The sequence below is a fragment of the Hyphobacterium lacteum genome, assembly GCF_036330345.1.
GTDB classification, from domain to species: domain Bacteria; phylum Pseudomonadota; class Alphaproteobacteria; order Caulobacterales; family Maricaulaceae; genus Hyphobacterium; species Hyphobacterium lacteum.
Genome location: NZ_JAZDRP010000001.1, coordinates 373343 through 398093, shown reverse-complemented (window position 1 = coordinate 398093; position 24751 = coordinate 373343). Strand labels below are relative to the sequence as shown.

General features: G+C 59.0%; 15 protein-coding genes and 1 tRNA gene. 7 read left to right on the top strand and 9 right to left on the bottom strand.

What is annotated here, in order from left to right:
* The first annotated feature begins 140 nt into the window (after positions 1 to 140).
* Positions 141 to 1283, top strand: coding sequence for a hypothetical protein (locus V0U79_RS01875; protein WP_330197759.1), 1143 nt, complete (start codon positions 141 to 143; stop codon positions 1281 to 1283).
* Here the strand turns inward: V0U79_RS01875 and V0U79_RS01870 are convergent.
* The 4 genes from V0U79_RS01870 to V0U79_RS01855 all read right to left on the bottom strand — a co-directional run bounded on the left by V0U79_RS01870 (position 1280) and on the right by V0U79_RS01855 (position 7679).
* Complete coding sequence (locus V0U79_RS01870; RefSeq protein WP_330197758.1) at positions 1280 to 2839, bottom strand: tetratricopeptide repeat-containing sulfotransferase family protein; 1560 nt, start codon at positions 2837 to 2839, stop codon at positions 1280 to 1282. The genes V0U79_RS01875 and V0U79_RS01870 overlap by 4 nt on opposite strands.
* Before the next feature lie 56 nt (positions 2840 to 2895).
* The gene (gene msrB, locus V0U79_RS01865; RefSeq protein WP_330197757.1) at positions 2896 to 3345 is read right to left on the bottom strand and encodes a peptide-methionine (R)-S-oxide reductase MsrB; all 450 of its coding nucleotides are present in this window, start codon (positions 3343 to 3345) and stop codon (positions 2896 to 2898) included.
* 87 nt (positions 3346 to 3432) lie between these two features.
* Entirely contained in the window at positions 3433 to 6555 is a 3123-nt protein-coding gene (locus V0U79_RS01860) for an efflux RND transporter permease subunit (RefSeq protein ID WP_330197756.1), read from the bottom strand.
* Positions 6552 to 7679 carry an efflux RND transporter periplasmic adaptor subunit gene (locus tag V0U79_RS01855; RefSeq protein ID WP_330197755.1) on the bottom strand — a complete coding sequence of 376 codons (1128 nt, stop codon included), beginning with the start codon at positions 7677 to 7679 and terminating at the stop codon, positions 6552 to 6554. Before V0U79_RS01855 ends, V0U79_RS01860 begins: the two co-directional genes overlap by 4 nt.
* 269 nt (positions 7680 to 7948) lie before the next feature.
* Here V0U79_RS01855 and V0U79_RS01850 point away from each other — a divergent pair, with 269 nt between their 5' ends.
* From V0U79_RS01850 to V0U79_RS01840, 3 genes are all read left to right on the top strand, one after another.
* On the top strand, positions 7949 to 10897 hold the full coding sequence (locus V0U79_RS01850; RefSeq protein ID WP_330197754.1) for a S8 family peptidase: 2949 nt from the start codon (positions 7949 to 7951) through the stop codon (positions 10895 to 10897).
* A 148-nt stretch (positions 10898 to 11045) separates the two neighbouring features.
* Positions 11046 to 13643 (top strand): EAL domain-containing protein, encoded by a 2598-nt coding sequence (locus tag V0U79_RS01845; RefSeq protein WP_330197753.1) that lies wholly within the window; start codon positions 11046 to 11048, stop codon positions 13641 to 13643.
* 286 nt (positions 13644 to 13929) lie between these two features.
* The gene (locus V0U79_RS01840) at positions 13930 to 14952 is read left to right on the top strand and encodes a hypothetical protein (RefSeq protein ID WP_330197752.1); all 1023 of its coding nucleotides are present in this window, start codon (positions 13930 to 13932) and stop codon (positions 14950 to 14952) included.
* Between the two features lie 248 nt (positions 14953 to 15200).
* Here V0U79_RS01840 and V0U79_RS01835 read toward each other — a convergent pair.
* Positions 15201 to 15288: transfer RNA gene (locus V0U79_RS01835), tRNA-Ser, on the bottom strand.
* 129 nt (positions 15289 to 15417) lie between these two features.
* On the opposite strand from V0U79_RS01835, the gene V0U79_RS01830 reads away from it, so the two are divergent.
* From V0U79_RS01830 to V0U79_RS01820, 3 genes are all read left to right on the top strand, one after another.
* The gene (locus V0U79_RS01830) at positions 15418 to 16617 is read left to right on the top strand and encodes a PDC sensor domain-containing protein (protein ID WP_330197751.1); all 1200 of its coding nucleotides are present in this window, start codon (positions 15418 to 15420) and stop codon (positions 16615 to 16617) included.
* A 76-nt stretch (positions 16618 to 16693) separates the two neighbouring features.
* Positions 16694 to 18523: a translational GTPase TypA gene (typA, locus tag V0U79_RS01825; RefSeq protein WP_330197750.1), complete on the top strand. Its 1830-nt coding sequence runs from the start codon at positions 16694 to 16696 to the stop codon at positions 18521 to 18523.
* Positions 18524 to 18895: 372 nt separating this feature from the next.
* A complete protein-coding gene (locus tag V0U79_RS01820; protein WP_330197749.1) occupies positions 18896 to 19930 on the top strand; it encodes a hypothetical protein in 1035 nt (344 codons plus the stop codon).
* Here the strand turns inward: V0U79_RS01820 and V0U79_RS01815 are convergent, their stop codons facing one another.
* The 4 genes from V0U79_RS01815 to V0U79_RS01800 form a co-directional block, all read right to left on the bottom strand.
* Complete coding sequence (locus tag V0U79_RS01815; protein WP_330197748.1) at positions 19931 to 21694, bottom strand: M28 family metallopeptidase; 1764 nt, start codon at positions 21692 to 21694, stop codon at positions 19931 to 19933.
* Between the two features lie 72 nt (positions 21695 to 21766).
* Positions 21767 to 22315 (bottom strand): hypothetical protein, encoded by a 549-nt coding sequence (locus V0U79_RS01810; protein ID WP_330197747.1) that lies wholly within the window; start codon positions 22313 to 22315, stop codon positions 21767 to 21769.
* A gap of 105 nt (positions 22316 to 22420) precedes the next feature.
* Entirely contained in the window at positions 22421 to 23281 is an 861-nt protein-coding gene (locus V0U79_RS01805; RefSeq protein ID WP_330197746.1) for an MBL fold metallo-hydrolase, read from the bottom strand.
* 82 nt (positions 23282 to 23363) lie between these two features.
* Positions 23364 to 24719, bottom strand: a complete 1356-nt coding sequence (locus V0U79_RS01800; protein ID WP_330197745.1) for a formimidoylglutamate deiminase — start codon at positions 24717 to 24719, stop codon at positions 23364 to 23366.
* Positions 24720 to 24751: the final 32 nt, after the last annotated feature.

The window sequence follows — 24751 nt, the reverse complement described above, 5'->3', positions numbered from 1 at the left end:
CAAATTGGTTCAAGCCGGATAATGCCCCAATAACGAAAAGATTCGGTTGTCAGCTATGGTTAGCAAAGTTTGAAAGCGTGGCTTCGCTTGTCCGGAAAAAGCCAGTATATTCACTGCGAAACGTGAAATTGGGGGTGGTGATGATCCGGAATATTCTTGTACTCGGGCTCGGCAGTCTTCTGCTGGCTGCCTGTGCGTCGTCACCATCGGGCCTGACCAGCGAAGAGCTGATCTCCACCGTTACGGCCTCTCCGGCACCGCCTCCAGAAGGCATGGAAGCCGACGATATGGACGAGCTGGCCGAGCTGATGGGAGAGCCGGTCGGTGATACCTCGTCCGGTGAAATTGTCTTGCACGGCACCGGCCGCGGCGGAGGCATGCAGCGCCCGGAAGGCAATATCGAGCTGGACCTGAGCGGCATAGGCGCCGGCGGTGGCGGCAGTGGTGAAGGGACAATCGGTATCGGTAATATGGGAGCCATAGGATCGGGCGGTGGTGGCTCAGCGGGCAGCGGCTTCATTTATCCGGCGATGGGCTCGGCATTTGCTACCGCCCGCCCGGAAACGCCCTATGCGATGCAGGCCAATGGCGAAGCACCGTACTGGCGCTCGGATGCGGAATTCTATGAGCTCGACGGGGAAATTCTGGCACGTTTCTCACTGGTTGCAGCTGATGCCGGTGAACTTGGCGTGACCTTGAGAGAGGCGCCGGGCAATCTGGTGGACGGATTCAGAAGTTATGTATCAGTGGATGCCGATGGGCCGCGCGTATCCGCCAATTATCAGGCCGGACCGTGTGTCGATGCGCTCGGTGTTGAACGGGAGTATTTTGCGTCAATACAGGTCGATGGTTCCATATTTGAAGGCTGCGCGCGGGAGACTGGCGGGCAGTGGGACTGGAGCCGGGATCTTCTAAGCCGATATACGGAAATCCTTGTCTGCCTTGAAGAAGTCGAGAATGCGATTGGTGTCCTCGATGCCTATGCCCCGTCGCCGGAAAACACCGCCATTCGGGTACTGACTGTTGATCAATCCCGATTTGAGTGCCTGATCGTCAATAGCGGTCAACGGCTCGCCTCGGTCAGGGAGCTTGATGCCACGGAGGTTCACCTGAATGAGGGGCGGACGATTTTCATGCGTGAGCGTTTCCAAAGCGCCGACAATTGCCGCAGCTATGAAAGTATTCGCAGCGCGACGGGTGAGTTGATGGGTTATCTGGCACACGATCTTTGCCAGAATCCGCGCGTTCATGTCGAAGGCCCGCTGGAGCCTGGCGAAAGCTAGACGAGGCCGGCCGCCGTGAAGATCTCGATTGCAGGTTCGAGGTGATGCTCGAAATTTTTCCAGTATCCGACCGATGAATCGTAGACGGGCTGGCGAACCTGATCGGCGCTGGCCGTCGAAACAGCGGTGCGGTTGGCTGCAAAGTCGAGACAGGCGGCATTCCATTCCAGTCCGATGGCAGCAACCAGCCGCCGGGCTTCAGCCTCGGTAGAGGCGACAAGATCCTCATATGAGAGCGTGACCATGCGCTCCGGCCAGTTCGTGCACCAGTGCTCGGTCAGCCGGGTCTTTGCCACGACATAATCGGCGATATGACCGATGTCGTAAGACCAGAAATAACGGTCACGGAACAGCGTCTTGTAAGTGGCGATGGCGGAATCCCGTGGGTCCCGCGTGACATGGATGATCCGCGCTTCGGGGAGCGCTTCCGCAATCAGCCCGGCATAGAGGAAATTGGTCGGTGTCTTGTCGATCACTACACCGGTTTTATGGCCGCGCTTGAGAAGCGCTTCGCGATAACGCTGGCCGACCTTCTCAATGTCTACTTCAGCCGTCTTGCGGGCGAGGGTGACGGCATCATGAGCGCCCGCCATTTCCGGTGCTCCGAGAAGGCTGACGATGAAGTCCTCTGTCTCCCCCAGGGACGTCACGGAAGGATGTGATGACAGGATCCGGTCGACAAGTGTCGAGCCGGACCGGGGAAGACTGACGATGAAGACAGGTGCCAGGCCGGCGTCTTTGCGGGTCTGTTTTGCCCCGGCCCACTGCCGCACGGTTTCATCAATCGCCTGTATTTCCGATGACGGCGAATAGGGGCGCAATTCCCGCATCAGCCTGGCGCCGATACCCCAGGCCTCAAACGCCTCGTCATAACGGCCGATATCCTCCAGCTCCTTCCCGAGCGCAAAGGCGAGTGAGGCTCGCTCCATGCCTGGCAGGGCTTTTCCCTGGGAAAGCACTTTCCGGATACGGTCAACACGATTGTCTGATGGTGTCGCCTTGCGGATAAGGGCTCTGGCATACCAGGCTTCGCCACGCCCGGGTTGGGCTGCGATTACCTGATCGAAATTGCAGGCGGCTTCATCGCTTTTGCCTGTAAAGCGCTGCGCGGCGGCCAGATTGAACAGGCATTGCGGATTTCCCGGGGCGAGGGCCACGAGGAGCCGATAGGCATGTTCCGCCTCCTCATGGGCTTCACAGGCCGTAAAGGCGGCTCCAGCCTGATCAAGGACTACCGGATCCCGGACTGTCTGCAAGTCCAGCGCGCGGGCGGCTTTGAGGGCCTTATCGAAAAGGCGCAATTGTGCGAGAATGTTGGCGGCCTGTGCGGTGGCGCGCGGCGAGGTATTGCCCGCTTTTGCAGCCGTCCGTGCATAATCGATCGCCGAATCCCGGTCATCCATCCGCAAGGCAATGAAAGCGGCAAAGGCATTGAGGTCAGGATGCCCTGGCGCCGCGCGCAAGGCATCCGCCGCCATATGGCGGGCGCCCGTCCAGTCACCGCGGCTCAGGAGGCGCGGCAGGGATTTCAGGGTTTCTTCGATCACAACCGTCATAAAGACGACGCCCCGTCCAGCAGGCAAGCCTGTACCTGCAGGCGGGGACTTTACCCTCAGCGTTTCTGGAACAGTTTCAGATATTCGCCATAGCCTTCAGCTTCCAGGTCTTCGACAGGCACGAACCGCAATGAAGCGGAGTTGATGCAATATCTCAGCCCGCCACGGTCTGACGGACCATCGGGAAAGACATGGCCCAGATGGCTGTCACCATGAGCCGAGCGGACTTCCGTCCGGATCATGCCGTGGGTTGTGTCGCGGAGCTCGTTGATATGATCGGAGTCGACCGGTTGCGTGAAACTGGGCCAGCCGCAATGGGAGTCGAACTTGTCCATGGATGTAAAAAGCGGCTCGCCGGAGACAATATCGACATAGAGTCCCACATCGGTGTGATCATTGAACTCGCCGGTGAAAGGCCGTTCTGTGCCGTTTTCCTGCGTGACGCGGTATTGCTCCGGCGTCAGCTTCGCGATTTTGTCGGCATCCTTTTTGTATGTGCGGGTCATCGTTCCAGTCCTTTTCTTCCCGCTGATATGGGCATTCAGAAGCCGGACGGAAAGCGATCTCGCAAAGATGTGAGCCTGCCGAAGGGGTCAGCCCTGAACGTCTGTTATCGGCTCGCCGCCGGCGGCCTCGGCCTCAGCATTCAGCTTCTTCGTCATCCAGTTCGGCGTCTTGGTGAACCGGCCCAGAACGCTGTAGACGACCGGGATGACAAACAGGGTGAAAAGTGTGGCGACTGCCACGCCTGTGAAGATCACGACGCCGATGGTAATCCGGCTTTCTGAACCCGGGCCATCGGCCATCATCAGCGGGGCTGCGCCGATCGCTGTCGACAGACCCGTCATCAGGATCGGACGGAAACGGATTTCCGAGGCATCCAGAGTCGCCTCCAGCAAGCCACGCCCGTCCTCTCGCAGCTGATTGGCGAACTCGACAATCAGGATGCCGTTCTTGGCCGCCAAACCAATGAGAATGACCAGGCCAATCTGCGAATAGATATTGAGGCTGGAGCCGATCAGGTCGAGGCCGAATAGCCCGCCCGTCACCGCCAGAGGGACAGTCAGCATGATAATGAAAGGCTGGATAAAGCTTTCGAACTGGGCCGCCAGCACAAGGAAGACGATCAATAGCGCCATGCCGAAAGCGAAGAGCAAAGCGGCATTGGCTTCGAGGAATTCCTTTGCGCCACCGAGATAGGTGGTCGACAGGCCCGGCGCGAGCTCCTGTTCTGCCCAGCCATCCAGCCATTCAACGGCTTCGCCAAGGGTATACCCGTCTGCCAGCGTCGCCGAGATGGTAATGGCGCGTTGCCGGTTGACCCGGTTACGCGACGAGGCTTCACCGACCTCTGACAGGGAGACGAGGTTGGACAGAGCGATCAGGCGACCTTCGCGGCCCTCGACATAGAGGGACTCAAGATCTTCCGAACTCGACCGCGCATCCCGCCGGTTTTCCATGATGACATTGTAGGCCTCGCCGCCCTCAACAAACTGTCCAACACGGCGTGAGCCGAGGTGTGTCTGAAGCGTCTGACCAATATCGGCAACGGAAACACCGAGATCGGCGGCCCGCTCGCGGTCAATTTGCACCACGAAACGAGGACTCGTCGGTTCATAGTTCTTGCGCGCGCGCAGCAGGTTCGGATTGCCGGTCCGGATCGCGGCCAGCAAACGCTCGGCCTCCGCGTCCAGTGTGCCGTAATCCGGCCCCTGCAAAACGAACTGGATGTCATCACCGCCACCACCTCCGCGGATCGCCGAGCGCATCGAGGTGAAAGCACGAACCCCGGTCAGCTGGCCGAACCGCCCGTTGATCTCGTTAATGATCTCGGTGCCATCACGCCGGTCATCCCAGTGCACCATCGTGCCGATGACGATGCCGGAATTATAGCCGGAGCCGCCCCAGCCGGGAGAGATCACCAGCATGCGGCGCAATTCACCGTTCTCGACATACTCCAATACGATATCTTCGACCTCGGCGGCCTGGTCGCGCATGTAATCAAAGCTGGCGCCCTCGGGGCCGGAGAAAAAGCCGAAGAAGGCACCGCGGTCTTCCGGCGGCGTCAATTCGCCCGGCAATTTGTTGAGAAGAAAGCCGGAGCCGGCGAGGGCCACCAGAATGATCGGCAAAGCGATCCATGGTGCGCGCACCGCGATTTCCAGACTTGACCGGTAGTTCCGCCGGAGCACTCGGACGATCGCGTTCACCCACTTCGCCGGCCCTTTGGCCGAGGCAGACGGCTTCAGAAGCTTGGACGCCATCATCGGCGACAGGGTCAATGCCACGAAGCTCGAGATCATGACGGCGACAGCGATGGTCAGCGCCAGCTCGTTGAACATGCGGCCGATGAAGCCCGGCAGGAAAACCAGTGGCACGAAGACAGCGACCAGAACAGCCGTTGTTGCGATCACCGCGAAGAAGACCTGGTTACCACCACGAAGTGAGGCAAGTGCACGGCCTTCGCCCAGATCGACCCGGCGCTGGATGTTTTCCAGGACAACGATGGAATCGTCGACGACCAGGCCGATCACCAGAACAAGTGCGAGCAAGGTCAGAATGTTGATCGAGAAGCCGGCGACCGCGAGCGCGGCGAAAACGCCGATCAGACAAACCGGTACAACAGCGGCCGGAATGATGGCTGCGCGGAAGCTGCCGAGAAACAGATAGATGACGAACACCACCAGAGTGGCCGCGATAAACAGGGTCCGCCAGACTTCGCGAATGGACTCCTCAATGAAGACAGTATCATCCGAAGCTACAATCACCGTCATGCCTTCTGGCAGCGTCGGGATGATCTGTTCCATTTCCTCGGCAACATCCTCGGCGACCTGAACAGAATTCGCCTGACTCTGGCGGACGAAGCCCAGCCCGATCATGTTGTTGCCATTGCCCCGAAAGAGGGTGCGCGGTTCTTCAGCTTCGAGCGAAACATCGGCCACTTCACCCAGGCGGATGGTATAGCCACCTTCGCCTCGACCGATGGGCAGGCGTTCGAAGCTTTCAGGTTCTTCGAAAAGTCGCTCGACCCGCACCACGATCTGTGTGTCCGCGGTTTCGATGGAGCCGCCCGGCACCTCGACGTTCTGGGTTCTGAGGGCGCCATCGATATCGGCAACGGTAATGCCGCGAGCGGCCATGGCCTGGGGATCCAGCCAGATGCGGATGGCATAACGGCGCTCGCCGCCGATACGGACGCGGGCAACTCCGTCAATCACGCTGAGCCGGTCAATCAGGGCTCTCGCGGCGAAATCCGACAATTCTTCCGAGGTCATGCGGTCGGACATCAGCGCGTACCACATGAAGGGGCGGGCATCGGAATCCTGTTTCTGGATTTCGATTTCTTCTACGTCAGGAGGCAACCGGTCCGAGATCCGGGAAACGGCGTCGCGAATGTCATTGGCCGCCGCCTCGATGTCCCGGCTGAGGTCGAAAGTCACGGAGATACGCGCATTGCCGTCGCGCGAAGAGGACTCGATCAGATCAATCCCGTCTATGCCGGAAAGCTGATCCTCGATGACCTGGGTAACACGGTTCTCGACGACTTCGGCATTGGCGCCCGGATACTGGATGGAGACCGACACAATCGGCTGGTCGACATCCGGCAGCTCGCGCAGCGGAAGTTGCTGCAGGCCCAAAACGCCGAAGACGATGATCAGCGCGCTGGCAACAAAGGCCAGAACGGGTCTGCGGACAGCAACTTCCGAAAGTGTCATGGCTGGCTCGTCAGGCTGGAAACATTTCCGGCGTTCATCATCGTCCCGGCGCGCGCCGGCCAGCGTTCGCTGATCACAACCGGCATGCGATCACGCACGCGGTGCACGCCCTCTGCAACAATCATGTCTCCGATTTCGAGGCCGTCGCGGACTTCGACATAATTGCCGTTTCGCCGGCCGAGCTCGACCGTCTGCTGACGGACACTTGTTCCGTTTCCGGTCTCCTCGATGACGAAGACATAGCTCGTGTCCAGATAGCGGGTGATGGCAGACCCCGGAATGGAGGGGCTGTTTCGCTGGTCGCGGCGGATTTCAACGGTCATCAACTGGCCCGGACGCAGACGTGAATCTTCATTGTTGATCTCAGCGCGCACAGCGACGGTACGCGTGATGGGATCGATGCGGCTATCAATCTGGGCAATCTGACCGAAGAAGATTTCGTCCGGATAGGCCGAGGTGCGCGCGGCAATTTCCAGTCCGGACTCCAAGGCTGCTATGAAGCGTTCGGGTACCGAAAAGTCGAGTTTGATAATGCTGGTGTCATCCAGCGTGATGATCGGGTCGCCCGGTCGGACCAGGCTGCCGACGCTCACTTCTCGCAAACCTACCAGGCCGGAGAACGGCGCGCGGATGATACGGTCGGCCAGTTGGGCCTCAATGGAATTGACCCGCGCGACAGCGCGCTCAACCGCCGCCCGCGCTTCGTCCAGACGTTGGCGCGGAGCGATCCCGCGCTCGATCAAACCATCGACCCGGTCAAATTCCCGCCGTGCTTCCCGCAAGGTTGCACGGGCCTCGGCCAGGCTGGCGGCTTCTTCTGTGTCCGTCAGCTCGACGAGAATGTCGCCAGCTTCGACCGATTGGCCAGAATCAAAATCCACACGGGAAATAGTGTCCGAGACCCGTGCCGTGACGGTGACGGTCTCGTTGGCCCGGGCTGTCCCCAGAGCTTCCACAATATCCGCGAAGGTCGATGGCTCCACAGTGTAGGCGGCGACAGTGACGGCACCGCCCCATCCGCCACCTTCCTCGGCGTTGTCACCTGTCATGGTGCGGAAGATGACGATTGCCGTCATGGCAATGAATACGCCGGCAACGACCAGCAAAGTAGCAGCACGTCTCATGAACAGCCTCCGGCGACAAACATGATCTGAACCTCGACAATATCAAGCGAATTGCCGCGGACTTTATGCAGGGGGAAAGGATCAGCCCGGACTCAACTTTAAAGCAAGGTGATCTGTGACGGCAAACATATGCGCAATTTGAACCAAAAGGTTATCAATCTGGAAACCATTGGCTCAGTTAAGGCTTTGGAAACCAACAATATTAGTTCGAATTTGAATAAAATGCCCGAAAACGATCCTCATGTTGGGTAATCCTCATGGGGGATCACATGAAAAAGTTTCTGCAGACCACCGTCGCCCTTTCGGCTCTGGCCTGCGTTATCACACCGATGACGGCCAGCACGGCTTTCGCGGATGGCGGTAGCGAAGAAAACGCAGGTGAACAGACTTTCCTGTTTGCCTATCACGGGGACATAAATCCGTTTTACGGAGACATCTCGCCCTTCTATGGCGACATCAATCCGTTCCACGGCGACATCAATCCCTTCCGTGGTGATATCAACCCGTTCTACGGCGATATCTCTCCATTCTGGGGAGACATTTCGCCGTTCTGGGGCGACATCAATCCTTTCCATGGGGACATCAACCCGTTCTATGGCGACATCTCGCCGTTCTGGGGCGATATCTCTCCTTTCTATGGCGACATTGATCCCTTCTACGGCGATATCAATCCGTTCTACGGTGACATCGCACCGTTCTGGGGCGATATCGGTCCGTTCTGGGGCGACATCAACGCGTTCTGGGGTGATATCGATCCGTTCTCCGAAACGGCCGCAGATGATTACCAGAGCGTCGTCAATCACCTTCTGGAAATCTTCGCCCAGGCCGATGCCGTCTTTGGCGCGTCTGTTGAACACCAGACCGGACAATCTCTCGAAGAGGTGGTCCTCGCAGACCTGCTGGCCAAATACGGTCTCGATCTCAGCAATCCGGAAAGCCTTTCCGAGTTGAGCGCGGCTGACCGGTCAGCCTTCTTCCTGGACTTCTATGATGGGCTGATGGGCTATACCGGCCTCGACCGTGTCGATCACTGGATGCCGCATGTGAACTGGACGCCGGCGCTGTCGCAGGCTGCCGGTGCAGGTGAGGGCGTCGTTGTCGGCCTTCTGGACTTCAGCTTTACCGCAGATGAAGCGCTCAATGTCCGCCGTTCGGCCGGTGAGCGTGACTATCTGAACTTCAATCATGGTGCGGCCGTCGCCGGCCTGATCAATGCGCCGCTGGATGGCAAGGGCGTTATGGGTATCGCGCCGGGCGCCATGCTGGTGACCTACAATCCGTTCGATGAAACCCTGTCGACCAATTTCGATGCGGTGACGACCGGTCTCGAAACGCTGCTGCAAAGCAATGCCCGCGTCATCAACATGTCGCTGGGTGTGCCGGGCACGACCTTCTCGCAAGAATGGGCGGATGTCTTTTCCAGCGATCGCGTTGCGCGTTTCTCCCGTCAGGCCCTGTTTGTGGTCGCGGCTGGTAATGATGGACACACACAAACCTTCGATGTGGACTGGTCCAGCGTGGGGAATGTGTCCAACCTGATCATCGTTGGCTCTGTCGATCCGGCCAGCAATATCTCCTTCTTCTCCAACCGCCCGGGTGAGGCCTGCTTCACCGTCAATGGCCGGTGCACGGAGGGTAACCGCCTGATGGACCGCTTCCTGGTGGCTCCGGGCGAACTGATCATGGTGTCCGACGGTGAGGGCGGGTTTGTCCGTCAGTCGGGCACGTCCTTTGCCGCACCGCTGGTGTCGGGAGCCGCTGCCCTGGTTCAGGGCCGCTGGGGTTGGCTGCAATCGAATGATGTCGCTGACGTCCTCCTGCGTTCGGCCCGTGATCTGGGTGAGCCGGGAACGGATGCCGTTTATGGCCGCGGCATGCTGGACATCGGTGCTGCCATGTCGCCGCTGGATGCTGACAGCCTCTATTTTGTGACGGGCGATATGGGCCGCCAATCGGCCGGTGCTATAGCCTATAGCCGCGGTCGTCTGACCTTCCACTCGCGCGACGAAAACAGCGTCGTTCTGTTCGAGGATATCAACGACACCTTCCGTGACTTCGTGGTGTCACTGGATGATCTCAATATCGAGATGACCCAGGAAGAACTGGATGCCTCGCTGGATGCCGAAGCCTATTTGCTGGAACGCAACAATCTCGCTGACAGCGATCGCGATGGCACGGCGGACTTCCGCGACACGACCGAGTTCGCGGTCGCCATGTCGGCCCGTGGCAATCTGCGCGTCAGCGCCTTTGCCTCGACGCTGGATCCGCAGGACCGCGTGGGTAATGACGAGCTGGGCTTCCAGGTCGGCGTCCGTATCGCCGACGATCAGGCTGGCCGCGAGCTGCGCTTCGGTCACGGTGAGGGTGCTCTGGCTCTGTCGGCCCAGGAAGGCTTCGGTCTCTTCTCCGACCATCGTCCGGAAACCGGCGGTGTGAACCCGGTTCTCGGTTTTGCTTCGGGCGGTGTCTACGGCATGGCCGGCTATGAGGTCTCGGAGAATACCCGCGTAACCTTCGGTGCAACCACCAGCCATGACGAGCAGACGACGATCCTGCCTTATTCCGGCGAGGAGCGCAGCGTGGCTCCGGGCCTGGGTGCCTATGATGCGGCTGCCTTCAGCCTGACGGCGACCCATACGGTCCGCGACGGTCTGGATCTGAATGTGTCTTACACGCTGCTGCGCGAAGATACAGGCTTCCTCGGCGCTCAGGGTACGGGCCCGCTCGACTTCTCCGGTGGCGCCCTGACTGATGCGGCGACCTTCGGCGTCTCGGCCGCGCTTCCGATGCAACTGAACTTCGATGCTTCGGCGACTGTGGGCCGGACCCGCACGGGTGGCTTTGGCAGCGAGACGCTGAGCCTGTCGGAAGACGCCATCTCCAGCGCCTTCCAGGTGACGATGACCCGCCAGGGTGTGTTCAATGGCCGCGATGCGCTGCGCTTCAGCGTCATCCAGCCGCTGCACATCGAAAGCGGTGCACTGCAATACTCGACGGCCCGGATAGCCGATCGCGAGACCGGTAAAATGACCGCGTCGACCGAGACCTGGCGCCTGGGCGGCGAGCGTCCGCTGTATGCGGAAGCCATGTATGGAAACACGCTGTTCGACGGCCTGGCCGGGTTCAGCCTCTATTCCCGCGTGGAGCTGGCGGGTGACAGCCAGTACGAGGACTTCAGCGGCGTAACCGCCGGTGGCCGTCTGACCCTCGAATTCTAGTTACCAACCGCAACCACAAACTGGCCGCCTCCCTGACCCCGGGGAGGCGGTTTTTCTTTGTTCAGGCGGTCATCCGGATTCTTTAAATTTTAACGGCATCTATGGATGTATTTGAACGTCGTAACGCCAAAGATTGCCGGTTCAATTCATGATTGTATTTTGGCGCTTTCTGGTCACCTTCGTTTCTGCAGCCACGATGCTGCAGGCTGCCGCATGGGCGCAGGATAACCAGGTACCGCAAACGCCTTACACAACAGCTGTTGAAGAAGCCCGCACGAACATGATGCGGGACCCCGCCGCTGCGCTGGAAAGTGCCCAGCGGGCCGAGCAATTGGTGCCCGCGACCATGGACGGGACATCCGGGAGCATATCGGTAGCGACCGCACGCTGGTTGCAATCGGAAGCCCTGACCCGGCTTGGCCGTCCGGAAGAGGCCCGTCCGGTGGCCGAATCCGCTCTGACGCTGCTTGGTGCCAACCCGCCGGCATCAAAGCTCTTTGCCGATATTCTGTTGTCACTCGGCAGGACCCAGAAATTGACCGGCGAACACGGCGCGGCGCTGGAAACTTTCCGGCGGGCCTTTGATGTCTATGTGGAGATCGGCGAGACGCGCAGCCAGGCGATCGTCCTCCAGTCGATCGGATCGATCTATAATGATGCGCGCCAATATGATCGCGCTGTTGAATATTACACCGATGCCGCAGAGCGCCATCATGACGCCAATCTGGATCTGGCGGCCTTCAACAATCTCGGTAATGCCTATACTGCGCTGGAAGATTATGGTTCAGCGCTCAGTTATTATGATCAGGCGTTGTCGATTGCCGAAGACATGCAAAGTGGCCTCTTGCAGGCGCGTATCCTCAACAATATCGCATCGCTGCACATTGCCGCGGAACAATGGGAGTTGGCTGACGAGTCGATCCTTGAAGCCTTCGAGGCGGCTGGCGATGCGGCCGATGCAGAATGGGGACGCTTCTTATATGGCGTAAGGTCGCAGGCCGCCTTTGGCCGCGGCGATTATCAGGCTGCCCGCAGCTATATCAGTTTGGTTTTCAACGGAATTCCGCTTGATCAGACCAACCAGCACTTTACCGATTTCCACGAAACGGCAGCGCAGATCTATGAGGCTGTGGGCGATTACGAACTTGCGCTCGAACATTTCGAGGCGTTCAAGCGCCTGGATGATGACAGCCGTGATTTTGCGGCCTCCGCCAATTCTGCATTGGTGGGCGCGCAATTCGACTTTGCGGCTCAGGAACTGGAGATCGAACAGCTGCGAACGGATGGGCTGGAACGGGATCTGGCCCTTGCCCAGTCAGAAGCGCGTCAGCGCACAATGTTGGCGATCGGAGCAGGGGGGCTGCTGCTTGTCCTGCTGATCATCGCCGGTGTTTTTGTTGTCGCCGCGCAAGCGCGCAACCGGATGATGAAGAATCTTCTGTTCGTGGATACCGAAACAGGACTGCCGACAAAGCACGCTCTTGTCCGGGACCGGAACAAGGCCATCGAGAAGGGCGGGGCGGAGGTCTATTTCGCGGCGATCAAGCTTGACCGGGCATCGAATTACGAAACCCTTCTCGGCTTTCAGTCCTTCATCGAACTTCAGAAACAACTCGGTCAAAGACTCGCCGAAGCCCAGGGCGTTACCGGTTTCGGTCTGATCGGACCGGGATTGTTCGGTGCCATTCTGGATACCGATGATGAACTCCTGCTTGAGGACGAAATCGGCGAACTCATACAGGATTTCTGCCGGCCTTTGAATCTGGACGGTGTGGATCTCGATGTCAGCGTTGTTGTTGGTCTTGCAGCTGATGAACAAAGCGATCTCGCGGTTCGCAACGCGATCATTGCGACCAGTCAGGCCGAGAGCAAACAGGCCTATCACGCCTTCTTCAATGCCCGTCAGCTGGGTGATCCAACCGAGAATCTCAGCCTGATGACGCGCATGAAATCAGCGCTTCTGTCCGGTGACATGGTTCTTCATTACCAGCCCAAGCTGGATATCCGGACCGGCCGTGTAACGGCTGCGGAGGCGCTGTGCCGCTGGACGGATACGGAGCGCGGCTACATCCCGCCGGATGACTTCATTCCGCAGGCCGAGGAAACCGGTAAAATCCGCGAGTTGACGGAATGGACGATCCACCAGTCCATTCGGGAGAAGGCTCAGCTCGCCCAGGCCGGGTTCCCGATCGATATCGCGGTCAATATTTCCGGGCGTCTCTTGTCGGATCCGACATTCGGTCAGCGGGTGCTGGACATCATCGGCTTCGGCAGTGTCGGGCTCACTCTGGAAATTACCGAGACGGCGATGATGCATCAGCCCGAAACCGCGTTGCATAATCTCGATCTCTGGGTGGACGCGGGTTGCAAGATTGCGATCGATGATTACGGCACAGGCCTGTCGTCCTTGTCCTATCTGAAGCGGCTACCTTGCAATGAGTTGAAGCTGGACAAAGCCTTTGTCATGGGGGCCCAGACTTCAACGAAGGATCGCACGCTGATCAAGTCGACCGTCGATCTCGCACATAATCTGGGCATGACACTGACCGCAGAGGGTGTTGAGGACGAACTGGTCCTGGCGGCATTGCAGGCGATGGGCTGCGACCATGCGCAAGGTTATCTGATTGCGAAGGCCATTTCGTTGCCGGATTTGCTGGAATTCCTGAGAAACCAGGACCCGTCCGAGTTGCGCCCGCGGCCCGAGGCCGGTGACAGCCAGACGATCTGGCTGAAAAGCCGGAACTAAACTGGCCGCCTCAATCCGCAATGCCCGGAATAGTGGCGGTGCTGTCCGACGAAAGCGAAGTGCTCTCATCTTTGTGCGGGTGGGTTTTCGCCAAGCTTGTCACCAACTTGGTATCTCTCATTCGGACTCAGTTCTATTCAGACCTGGTCCTTGAACCTTCCCTGTGGTGTAGGTCGCAGGTTGGGTGCCAATGGCGGGGCCTCCAGAAAGGCTAAATGGGCTCTTGCTCGCACCGCCAATTTGGCGGTTAATCGGTTCACACGAATTCGCCCCGCCCAGAGCATTCGTGAGAAACGCCAAAAAGGATTTAGGTATGAATATTCCTCGCGCTTCCGGCTTGGCTATTTTGGGCTTAGTTTTTATTTGCATGGCCGCAGCCCTAAGCGGCTTTGGAACGGTGAGGGGTATGGGCCAGGATGCCGAACATGGCCGGATAACCCGACATGCGCTTGGGTGCGAAAGCAGTACAGCGCCTATTAATTGTTTTCAGCCGGATACACTCGACAGCCTAGCCGGTTCGCGTGGCGATTTCGGTGCTGTAGGCGCACCCGACAGGGGCCGAGGAATGCTGACCTCTTTTGCCCATTGCAGCGGCGGCGATTACTTCGATGTGCCCGAATACCCACACACGCAGGAAGAGGCGCAAGCCACATTGACAGAATGCCGGAACTATATGCGCGAAAACCTTCTCCATGCAGTCATCGACGCCGCAGAATTGCTCGATGACGATGGCGATATTAGATCCAGCCAGCTGCCCGGAATTATTTCTTGCATATATGCAGGTTCAGAGCATGGCCGGGCAAAGTGCAACGTGCTCGCCCATCTCGGGCGGATTTTGCATGCAGGTCAGGATTTTTATTCCCACAGTAATTGGGTTGATCAGGCTGACCCCAGCGAACCTATTAGCGCAGAAAACCCGCCAGGCCTTGGTCGGACGGGGCGGGCAGCTTGGCTGGATCTTCGGACAGAGGATCCGGACTTCCCTGAGGGGCTGATATCCGGTTGTTTCGATAATGAATCATTCCTGGGGGAAGAGCGCGGCTGTATATATAGTGAAAGCGGCGCCCACCGGGTTCGGCACCTCGATCTGAACAAGGATACCGGTCAGATTGATCCGGAAATTGCCAACCCCACCACTCGCCGGGGCATGATTGGCAATAATTTCGAACGCGCGGTTATCGCCGCTATCGAGGACAGCGCTCATCAATGGCAGACTTTCCAGCACGCACTGGAATCTGAGTATGGATCAGCCAGGGCTGAGTTGATGATCTGTGCTATTACACACGATGATCCAACTGACGATTGCTAGCACCAGGCTGGGCGAAATTTGAGCGCGTGCTCATAGCTGCTCGATCCCATAATCGATATTATGCGCTGGAGATAAGGGCCAAATTTCCGACAACCGGAGCGCCAGCTGCACCGGTTTGAGACTTTCGCAGATTTGCGCGCGGAATCCCGGCCACGCTCCGGCTATAAGCATCAGCGTTAGCCGCTAACCCGCGGAACTTCGTGGGTATTTCCGATCAGGGAATATCTCTGCTGATGAGACTGAAATAGTGGCGGAGACGAAGGGATTCGAACCCTCGATACCTTGCGGTATACTCCCTTAGCAGGGGAGCGCCTTCGACCACTCGGCCACGTCTCCACTGCCGGGTTTAGCCGCAGGCACTGGTCGGGATCAAGCACCGAAAGCGGCCTCGCTGCATTCGCCAGATATTAACCGGGATAGGCTAAGCAGGCTTCGGGGATAACTAAAAAATACTCCGGGAAGCCAATGACCAAGATCAACTGGAAGTCGGCCGGGATCACATTCCTGGTCGCGGTGGGAATCGCCTCTATTGCTGCGATCGGTGGCTATGTCACCGCTCGTGAGTACTTCGCTGATAAGCTGCGTGACGACAGTGCGTATCAGATCAATGAACGTGTCGCGCGCCAAAACGTGTTGTTCGACGATGTGCGGGCCATCTCGTACGCCGCAGAGCGTAGCTTTCTGCGCCGCTATAATGCGATCGCGGATGCCGATGTATCGGAAGAGTTCAACCGGCTGTTTCCACCTTATGGCGATGGTACACGCCGGTCCGATCCGGCACTCTACGACGGTTTGACGCTGGAAAATGGCGACTATGTCTATGGCTTAGGCGCCTTCATTTCCGATGTCGACGTGCCGGTTGAGCGCCAGCGCCGCCTGCTGGCCGCTTTTCACACCGTGCGTCAACATGGTGAAGCGATCAATCCGCGGTTCGACAATCTGAATTTTGTTACGCAATTCAATGATCTGATCATATTTGCGCCGCAGCGGGACGATCATCTCGAATATTACCGCATGCAGGCACCGGCTGACTTTGATTTCCAGTCCGAGCAGCTGGCCCAGATCGTTGAACCTCAGAATAATCCGACCGGACAAACGGCGTGTACGAGCCTGTCGCGGTTGATGTATGTCGCGGATGGATCGGCCCTGACAACAGGGTGTCATACCCCAGTGCGTCATGGCGGGCATCATGTCGGCGCCTTCGGTATCACAATTTCCATGCAGAATTATCTGGCCAATGCGATTGTCGACGCCGAGCCGAATAGCGAGAACATGATCCTGTCGCGTGAGGGTGACCTCATTGCCCACCGGGATCTGCTTTTCCTCGACGTACTGACCGCCGACGCTGTCAGTGCAGCCAATCAGGAAGCGCGTGCAGGACATCTGGCAGAAATTATCCGGCATGATGGACGCAGTACCGGCGTTGTAACCAGCGATGATGGCCGGATCGTCGCTTACGCGCGAATTGAAACTCCCGGCTGGTATTTCGTGACAACGCGGCCGGTCTGGCTGATCCACTCGCGGGCATCGCAAATTGCGGGAATGATTTTCGTCTTCTCTTTCCTTGGCGTTTTCCTGCAGCACATCGTGGTGGGTCTTTATCGCTGGCAGCGCCGCTGGCGCATCGATCAGGGCCGCAAGGCCGGTCATTTCGCGCGAGCCTGAAGCCAAGGGGACTAGCCGGAACGGCCGGACAGAGCTAAGAGGCGCGCGCATCGCCTCTTAGCTTCAGAGTATCATCATGGCCGTCTCTCCGGACAAACTCCGCAATATCGCCATCGTCGCTCACGTCGACCATGGCAAGACAACGCTGGTCGACCAGTTGCTGCAGCAGTCCGGAACGCTTGGCGATCGCGCCGAGGTCGCTGAACGGATGATGGATTCCAACGATCTCGAGAAAGAGCGCGGGATCACGATTCTGGCGAAGAATACGGCTGTGACCTGGCGCGACTGGCGCATCAATATCATCGATACGCCCGGGCACGCGGATTTCGGCGGCGAGGTCGAACGTGTTCTGTCGATGGCGGATTCCGTGCTGCTCCTGGTGGATGCAGTGGATGGCCCCATGCCGCAGACCGCTTTTGTGACCCGCAAGGCACTGGAGCGCGGCCTGCGTCCGATAGTGGTGGTCAACAAGATCGACCGGCCGGGCGCTCGCCCGGACTGGGTGATTGATCAGACATTCGACCTCTTTGACCGCCTCGGTGCGACGGACGAACAGCTGGATTTCCCGGTTGTCTATGCCTCAGCTCTGAACGGTTATGCGGGGCTCGATGCCGACGCGCCGGGCGAGGATATGACCGATCTCTTCCAGATGATTGTCGACCATACGCCGCCTCCGCCAGTGGACCTGAATGGCCCGCTGCAGCTGCAAGTGAGTGCGCTCGATTACTCAAGCTATACAGGCGTCATCGGCATTGGCCGTATCCGCCGGGGCAAGCTGAAACGCAATCAGCAAGTCACGGTGGTGGACCCGGAAGGCAAGACGCGTCGCGGCAAGATCCAGCAGGTCTTCGGCTTTCACGGCCTGGAGCGCGTGGAAATGGAAGAAGCCTCAGCCGGCGATATCATCACTTTTACAGGGCTGGACCCGCTCAATATTTCCGACACGGTTTGTGCTCAGGATGCTGTTGAAGCCCTGCCGCCTCTGACCGTGGACGAGCCGACGATCGCAATGACCTTCCAGGTCAATGACAGCCCCTTTGCCGGCCGCGAGGGTAAATATGTCACCAGCCGGAACATTGGCGAAAGGCTGCAGCGCGAACTGATCCATAACGTCGCCTTGCGTGTCGAACAGACGGGTGATGCCGACAAGTTCAAAGTGTCCGGCCGTGGCGAGCTGCACCTGTCTGTCCTGATCGAGAATATGCGCCGTGAAGGCTATGAGCTTGCCATTTCTCGGCCTCAGGTTCTGACCAAGGAAATCGACGGCGTGGTTTGCGAGCCCTGGGAAACGCTGGTCGTCGACCTTCCCGAAGACTCGCAAGGCGCGATCATGGAGAAGCTGGGCGAACGCAAGGGTCAGCTGAAAAACATGACGCCGGATGGGCAGGGGCGTGTCCGGCTCGACTATGAAATTCCAACGCGTGGCCTGATCGGTTTCCGGTCAGAATTCATGACCGCGACATCCGGTGCCGGTCTGATGTTCCACACCTTTGACCATTATGCTCCGCGGGCGGCAGGCGAGATTGGCCAGCGCCACAACGGTTCGCTGGTTTCAATGGTGGATGGCAAGGCTCTGGCGTTTGCGCTTTGGAATTTGCAGGAGCGCGGCAAGCTTTTCATCGGTCACGGAACCGATGTCTATGAAGGCATGATCATCGGCATTCACAGCCGGGACAATGATCTGGCTGTGAACCCCACCAAGGGCAAACAATTGACGAATATTCGCGCCGCTGGAGCTGATGAAGCGATCATTCTGACGCCACCGATCCGTACCACGTTGGAATTCGCGCTCGAATTCATCAACGATGACGAGCTTGTCGAAGTGACGCCGGACTCGATCCGTATTCGCAAGCGTTGGCTGAAAGAGCATGAACGAAAGAAGGCCAGCCGGGCATCCGCGGCCTGAATTGTAATCAAATCGTTTACGGGCACCTCCGAATCAAAGCAAGCAGTGGTTGTGCCGGTCCTGTTGGCCGGACGCTTGTTTGGAGGAGACAGCTATGCTCAAGCTCAAGAATCTGCGGAAATCCGCTCCGAAAGCCAAGCGCGTCCTTTATTGGGACTAGCGTTTGCTGACTGAAGCGCCCCGCAGTCCCCCACCCGGCTGCGGGGCGTTTTCTGTTTCAGGGAGACTGACCTGGTCACTCAGCTTGAAAAATTTGGACAGCAGGCTGAACACCGCTTCTCGCGGGCGTCGGGTCCGGAGGCGTTCGCCAGGATCGCAACGGAACTGCTGGCAGAATGGGATCTGCCGGGGTGGCTGTCGATTGATACGCTCGTGGCCGCCGCTGTGGACGGGTTGGCAGGAGATTTGTCGAGACCCGGGCTGATTCCGCTCTATTCCGGCGAGAATGTCAGCATATTCGCGCATCTCTGGGCCGACGCCGCAGACCGGCTTCATCAGCATGACTGGTTTGGCGCCTTTCAGGTTATCGAAGGACGCTCCTTCAATGCCCGCTTCGCATTCCGGCAGGAAGGAACGCTCGAGGAGTTCGGTCTCGGTCAGCTGGATCGGACCGGCCTCGAGATTTTTACGCAGGGGCATATCCAGCCGGTTACCGCAGGCGATGGTTTGATCCACAGCGTGGTCTATTCCGGTAAACCGGGCTTGGCTGTCAGCCTGCGTGTGGCGAGCGAGAACCCTGCCGGGGCGATGGAGTATCTTCGCCCGGGGCTGCGGTGCCCCTCCTATCGGCGCAGAGGCAACAGTGCCGCCCAGCTGGATCTTCTGGCCCAAGCCCGGCAGCTGGGTGATGACGTCTATGCCGAGCGTTTTATGGGCATGGCCGGTCAACTGGATGACGCCGGACTGCTTCGCCTTCTCGATGCTGCGGCGTTCGATGGACTCGAATTACCGGACCCGGTTGTCGATCTGGCTGCGGGGGCGCTGCCGGGCGGTATGAAGACGCTGGCTTCGCTGGACGATATAGAGCGCAGTGACAAGACGCGTGAGCTGTTGAGTGAGCATCAGGTGCCGGTGGTACGCGATGTAATTTGCGCGATTTTTCATAGTGACGGGCGAGGGGAGCTTGCCGAGGCCTTGCGAATTGCCGGTCACGGAGAGCCTGTGCTTGCGGCGGGCGAAGGGCTTGCGGCTCTGTTGATTGACGACCAGGGCAATAATGGTGCGCCCGAAGCGCTGCTGCAGGCATTGGGTGAGGCCGCTTTGACCGGTGATCTGGCTACGGCCATGGTTGCCATGCGGGAAAAGGAAAAGGGCGCCGACCATGTCGACGCCCATTTTGAGTTTCTCGAAATGGCCTTTTCGGCGATGGAAGAGACACCGTTTTTCCGGTGCCTCTTCCGCGCCTGATTACTCGGCCGGACGCTGAGCGTCGCGCAGCGCGCGGAACTCGTTGCCCTCATACCAGTTCGGCCATTCGTCAGTATTGGCGATGCGCTCACCCAGCAGATAGAGCAGGGTGGCATCGCGTGCGAGCGCGTCGAAATCCCAGTCATAACTGAACTCGTCTGCCGGGCCATGATAGGCGGTCGCCCGGTAGGCCGCGTTCAGTTCTTCGACATGGCCGGCCCCGAGTTCGGTATTCACCGAGCCGGTGTCGGCATAGATCATCGGTACGCCGCGTTTGGCCAGCGAGATGTGATCGGAGCGGTAGAAATAACCGGCCTCCGGGTTGGGGTCCGGTGACAGGGTCCGGTCCTGAGTTTCGGCGACGGCGGCCAGGTGTTCCTCTAGTTCCGAGGCGCCATATCCGATAACAACGATGTCGCTGGTCGGGCCTGTCGGCAGCATGCCGTCCATATTCAGTCCGCCGACCGTCTGCTCGAACGGGATCAGAGGGTCAGTCGCGTAATATTCCGAGCCCAGCAGGCCGGATTCTTCAGCGGTCACCGCAACGATGATGACAGAGCGTTCCGGCGGATTGGCGGCGAAGGCTTCACCGATTTCCAGGATGGAACTGGTACCTGTCGCATTGTCGACAGCGCCGTTATAGATCGTATCGGCTTCCGGATCGTCGCTCTCGCGCATGCCGATATGATCCCAGTGCGCCATGTAGAGCACGAACTCGTCTGGCCGTTCCGTTCCGCGAACAATGCCGGCTACATTACGGGAATCCAGGAAGTCGTGGCTGGTGACCAGGGTTGCATTGACCTCGGCCCCCGGAATTTCAACTGGCTGGAAGCCTGGCTGATGGGCGGCTTCGACCAGGGCGTCGAAATCCAGCCCTGTTGCACCGAACAATTCGCGCGCACGTTCATTGGTGATCCAGCTTTCGGCGCCAGCGAATGGCATCGAGCCTTCTGGGCGCTGAAGGTCGAATTGCGGGCCTGACCAGGATCCAGAGACCACGTTCCAGCCGTAGCTGGCCGCTTCGGTCTCGTGAATGATGATGACAGCCGCCGCACCCTGGCGCGCAGCTTCCTCATACTTGTAGGTCCAGCGGCCATAATAGGTCATGGCATTACCGTTGAAGAGGTCCGGATCACCGGAGGCAAAACCGGGATCGTTGATCAGCATCACAACGGTGCGGCCCTCGACATCAAGACCCTCATAATCGTTCCAGCCATATTCCGGGGCAACAATGCCATACCCGACAAACACCATGTCGGAATTGGCGATTTCGACGGTCTCGTCGAGCCGGCGTGTGCCGTAAACGACGTCGGTCAGATATTCGAGCCCCATGGGCTCGCCATTGATCGAGATATCAAAGCCGGACGCTTCGGTGTCGAGCGTGGCCTCGACCAGTGGGACGCGTTGGAAATAGGTGCCGTCCTCGCCGCCTGGCTCCAGCCCGTCGCGGGCCATCTCATCGGCTATCCACTGACTGGCTGCAATGCCGCCCGGGGTTGCCGGTGCACGGCCTTCGAACTCATCGGAGGCCAGGGTCTGGATGCGCCAGGCGAGATCGGCGCCGGAAATCTCCGGCGACGTGTCGCGCTGTGCCGGTCGAGCATTCGGATCAATGCGCTCTGCGGGCATGTCTGATGAGGCGGATTCCATGGCCTCCTGGCCATCGGTCATCGCCGCGTCATGTGTGGTGTCAGTGTCCTGCGCCGGCTCGCTACATGCTGCGAGCGCTATCGTGGATGTCAGTAGAATAGATGTCAGCCGCATTAGCCTTCCCCGTTGCTGAAGCCGGGGATAGTGGCGGTTCGGCAGCAGAAATCAATTATCGCCCTGCAGACGCTACCCGCCGACCGCACCGCTAACCGTCGGCAAGCCGCACAGATCCGTCATTCGCCAGCCCGCACTGGTCTGAACGAAATCACAGCGGAAATAGTCATGGCCGCTATTACCGGGAAGCCGCACGACCTGTTCCGGTTGGAATGTCATGCTTGTACTGCCGGCCAGAGCCTGGAACCGGCTCTGCTGATAGACCGCGATGGTCCGCCGGGTCGTTGAAGGATTACCGTTAGCGTCCAGCGGGCGCGGCAGATCAATGACGCAGGGCGGCGGCTGGGTCAGGACGCCGACGATGGTGCCGCCGGTATAGCCCTGATTGCCCCAGAGGTGATTGTTCACATAGGGATCGCGGCGTTCCAGAGCGGAACGGGCCGGCCCGACAGAGGTGTAGCGTGAGAGAGTGGCCCGATCACGGGACACGACAGCGCGGAAAATGTCGAACTCCTCGCCCGTCGGTGCCCGGCAGGCCAGAGTTGTTGGCCCCGCCGTCTGGCAAGCGCTCAAACCAATCGTCAGAACCAGGCCGGTACCGGCCAGAAGCTTTTTCAACATGGAACTCCCCGCACGCTTGGCAGCAGGCCGAACCCGCCGCATGACTCGTCATATCATGCGACGGAAAACGCGTGGAGGTAAACCTGAAAGCGGGCTTAGCGACTGCTAAACGGCGTTAAGCGGGACCTTGATGTAGCTGACACCATTGTCCTCGGGTTCCGGCAGGTGGCCGGCCCGCATATTCACCTGCACAGACGGCAGAATGAGTTTTGGCATGGCCAGCTGGGCGTCGCGTTCGGTCCGCATCTTCACGAACTGTTCTTCACTGGCGCCATGGCCCACATGGATGTTCCTGGCCTTTTCCTCACCGATTGTGGTCTGGATGACATATTCGTCGCGCCCTTCGGGGAGATAGTCGTGGCAAAGGAAAACGCGGGTCTCGTCGGGCAGTTCGAACAGTTTCTGGACGGAATTGTAGAGGGCGCGTGCATCGCCGCCTGGGAAATCACACCGGGCCGTGCCGAAGTCGGCGGCGAAAAGCGTGTCTCCGACGAACAGGGCGTCGCCGATCAGATAGGACATGCAGGCAGGAGTGTGACCCGGCGTGTGGATGGCCCGTCCTTCCAGCTCTCCGATTTTGAAGGTTTCGCCATCTTCCAGCAAATGCCCGAACTGGGAACCGTCGATGGCGACACCATTGGTATTGAAAAGCTTGGTGAAAACCTTCTGCACGTCCTGGACATGGCTGCCGATTACGATCTTGCCGCCAAGCTTTTCATGCAGATAGGGCGCGGCGGACAGATGGTCGGCATGAACATGGGTCTCCATGATCCATTCGATCGTCAGGCCGCGATCCCTGACCACGCTGATCAGTTCATCGGCGCTTTTGGTGTGGGTGCGACCGGATGCGGCGCAGTAATCCAGAACGGAATCGATAATGGCTGCATGGTTCGTCGCCGGATCAATGACGATATGCGATATCGTGTTCGTATCATCATGAAAGAAGCTGAGAACTTCCGGATTCATGCCGCAATCTCCTTTGTTGCCTTCTGATATGGTGATGATCGCTGTCGATGCAAAGAGACAATTTCGCGCAGCGCGCTCTCGGTCAGATCAGGAGTTTCTTCATCGTCCTGCCGAAGGTGTTGGCGATGGCTTCCCGATCCTTGTGACGGCCATCTCTTACGATAGCCCGCCCGGCAGACCAGACATGCTGCACGCAGGTCCGGTCACCGGAAAAAATCCAGCTATCGAGGATTTGATCGCCCGTCTTGCCGCACAAAACTGTATGTCCCTGGTCCAGGCTGACGAGGTCCGCCCAATAGCCCTTGGCAATCCGGCCAGACGTGCGGCCCATGGCCTGTGCACCGCCCGCCAGTGCCTGACGCAGCAAGGCAGTGCCATTTGATTGTCCGGCCTCCGCCAGAACCGTGCGCTTGCGGTGCGACAGGCGTTGTGACCATTCCAGCAGACGCAGTTCTTCGGCAGCATCGGTTCTGACATGGGAATCCGTGCCGACGCCCCAAACGCCACCCGAACTCATATAGGCGCTGCCGGGGAAGATGCCGTCGCCGAGATCGGCCTCGGTTGTCGGGCAAAGGCCCGCGACGGCGCCGGAGGCCGCAAGGCGCCGGGTTTCCTCTGACGTCATGTGCGTGGCGTGGATGAGGCACCAGCGGCCATCGATTTCTGCATTTTCGAGCAGCCACTCGACAGGCCGCTGTCCTGACCAGGCGAGGCAATCGTCCACTTCCTTGATCTGTTCGGCGATATGGATATGGATGGGGCCGTCGGTTGCGGCTTCCAGCAGCACAGCAAGGTCTTCCGGTGTCACGGCCCTTAATGAGTGAGGCGCCAGACCCAGACCATCATCGACGCGCGTCAGATGGGGCCGGGCGGCCTCACGCAGCGCCAAAAGCCGATCCGGCGTATTGGCAAAGCGTTTTTGACCGTCATGGACCGCTGCGCCTCCAAAGCCGCTGCGGGCGTATGCCACCGGCAATAATGTCAGGCCAAGGCCTGTCGATTGCGCTGCCGCTACAATCCTTCCTGCCATTTCCGCCAAATCAGCGAAGGGCGTGCCATCGGGTTGATGGTGCAAATAATGAAATTCCGCCACCGACGCGAAACCGCTTTCTGCCAGTTCGGCATACAGCATGGCGGCGATGGCCTCGACCTCATCCGGTCCCAGCTTGGGCAGGAAGGCGTACATGGCTTCCCGCCAGCTCCAGAAATCATCGTCTCCCGCCCCCCGCTTTTCGGTCAGACCAGCGAGGGCACGCTGGAAAGCATGGCTGTGCAGATTCGATAGCGCCGGCAGAAGGATAGCGACCGTGTCCGCGTCTGCTCCCGGCGCTTGATTGGCGGTGACAGAGGCAATCCGTCCATCAGCGTCGAGGCTGATCAGAACGTCCTTTGCCCAGCCTTCAGGGAGTAGGGCGGACTTCGCGTGAAGCTTGCGCATGCGGGGCATCCTCTGACATGACATTATGCAGT